This is a genomic window from Haladaptatus sp., from assembly GCF_049589095.1.
GTDB lineage: Archaea > Halobacteriota > Halobacteria > Halobacteriales > Haladaptataceae > Haladaptatus.
Genome location: NZ_JBAWAC010000243.1, coordinates 1 through 2,239 on the forward strand (window position 1 = coordinate 1; position 2,239 = coordinate 2,239).

The 2,239-nt window shown below is 62.4% G+C and carries 2 protein-coding genes; both read right to left on the bottom strand.

Features of this window, described 5'->3' with window-relative positions:
- On the bottom strand, window positions 1–553 hold a 553-nt coding region (locus WBV42_RS08020; RefSeq protein ID WP_423985560.1), incomplete at its 3' end, for a DedA family protein.
- A gap of 181 nt (window positions 554–734) precedes the next feature.
- Window positions 735–2,219, bottom strand: coding sequence for an Asp-tRNA(Asn)/Glu-tRNA(Gln) amidotransferase subunit GatB (gene gatB / locus WBV42_RS08025; RefSeq protein ID WP_423985561.1), 1,485 nt, complete (start codon window positions 2,217–2,219; stop codon window positions 735–737).
- Window positions 2,220–2,239 lie beyond the last annotated feature (20 nt).

Here is a 2,239-nt window from a genome sequence, read left to right on the forward strand (position 1 = left end):
CGTCCAGCGTGAGAACTGCAACGAGTGCCGCGAGTGCTCGATGAACGGGGGTCCCTGCTTGCGTTCCGGCGTACGCCAGGTACGTCAGCGTAGCCACGAACACGGCGGTTCCGGAGGCCGTGTAGAGTACGAATCGGCGAGTATCCATCTCCGCGATTCCCGCGGGAATACTGATGAGCGCCCGGAGAACGGGAAGAAATCGACAGAAAAAGACGGTTCCCTCACCCCACCGATGGAAGACACGCCGCCCGCGTTCGAGATCCGCCGGAGTCAGATGGAGATACGTCCCGTATCGTTCCAGCACGTACTCGCCACCACGCCCGAACACGTAGTAGACGAAGACGCTTCCCGCGGTTCCGCCGGTCGTCGCCACGGCGACGAACACGACGAAGCTGACCGGTCCATGAACCAACAGCGCGGCCGCAAACGGCAGAACGACCTCGCTCGGCACGAAATGCAACAGCAGCCCCGATTCGAGGAACATGTAGACGAACACCGCGAGCAGGCCGTACTGCTGGATGAACGAGTTCGTGGTTCCCACAGGATCGGCCATAGCACACCCACGACTGGAACGGGATTAGTGTCCGTGGCCGTCACACCCCACGCCAAAACCATCCGTAGATTTAAGCCCGAAAACGCAACCAAACGGCGGTATGCCCTAACCGACTGCCGCGATGGGGTCGAGGCTGGTGTGTGGCACGCCCCTCGCGGTCGATTCCGCCGCCTGTTCGCACTTATTCGTCCAGTCGCTCGCGGAGCATGCCGTTCACGCTTCCGGGGTCGGCACTGCCGCCGGTCTTCTGCATGACCTGCCCGACGAGGAAGTTGATAGCGCCACCTTCACCGGCGTGGTAGTCCTCGACGGTGTCCGGGTTCTCCTCGATGGCTTCTTCGACGGCTTGCTCGACTTCGCCCGAGTCGGCCTTGCCGAGACCTTCGCGGTCGATGACGGTTTCCGGGTCGTCACCCTCGTCCAGCATCTCGCGGAGAACCGTCTCTTCGGCGTTCTTGGCCGTAATCTCGTCTTCGGCGACGAGACGGATGAGGTCCTTGAACTCGCCGAGTCGTTCCTCGACATCCGTGATTTCCATGTCGCGGTAGTTGAGTTCGCCGAGGAGACTGTCGGCGACCCACGCCGCCGCGAGGTCGGGGTCGAACTCCTCCGCCACGTCCTCGTAGAAGTCCGCGACCTGCTTGCTCGACGTTAGCTTGCTGGCGGCCTCCTTGTTCAGGCCGTATTCCTCGCGGAAACGCTCGCGGCGAGCGTCGGGCAGTTCCGGGATTTCGAGCTTCTGCTTCCAGTCGCTGACCTGCAACGGCGGCAAGTCCTCCTCGCGGAAGTAGCGGTAGTCCTTCTCGGCTTCCTTCGAGCGCATCGAGACGGTCGAGCCGTGGGTCTCGTTGAAGTGGCGAGTCTCCTGTTCGATCGCCTTCCCACGCCGGATGAGGTTCTTCTGACGGCTCTCCTCGTACGCGAGTGCGCTTTCCGCGCCCTTGTGGCTGGAGATGTTCTTGACTTCGGTGCGGTTGGCGTCCGCGAGTACCTCGTCGGAGATCGATCCGTCGTCGTTCACGTCCTCGGTCGGGATGATGGAGAGGTTCGCGTCGATACGCAGGCTGCCGTCTCGGGTGGAGTCGAACGCGCCGAGGTATTCGAGCACTTCCTCCAGTTTTTCGAGGAACGAGACGACTTCGCCGGGTTCGCGGAAATCGGGTTCCGTGACGATTTCCATCAACGGCGTCCCGGCGCGGTTGTAGTTGACGAGCGTGTAGTCCGCCCGGTCGATGCCGACGGTACGGGTTTCGATGTCCCCGGTTCCATCACGAACGTGACGGAGGCTTCCGGGGTCCTCTTCGAGGTGGGCGCGGTGAATGCCAACGGCTCGGGTGTCGCCCTCGAAGCTGAACTCCAGCGTGCCGTCCTGACAGATCGGCGCGTCGTACTGGGTAATCTGGAATCCCTTCGGGAGGTCGGGGTAGAAGTAGTTCTTCCGGTGGAAGGTCGTCTCTTCGGGGATATCGGCGTCGATGGCCTTGCCGACCTTGACGGCGTATTCGACGGCCGCCTCGTTCAATACCGGGAGCGCTCCCGGCAGTCCGAGACAGACCGGGCACGTGTAGGTGTTCGGTTCGGCGTCGTCTTGGTCGGTCGAACACCCGCAGAAGATCTTCGTGTCCGTCTCCAGTTGGACGTGGATTTCGAGGCCGATGACGGCCACGAGTTCGCCCTCTTGGACAG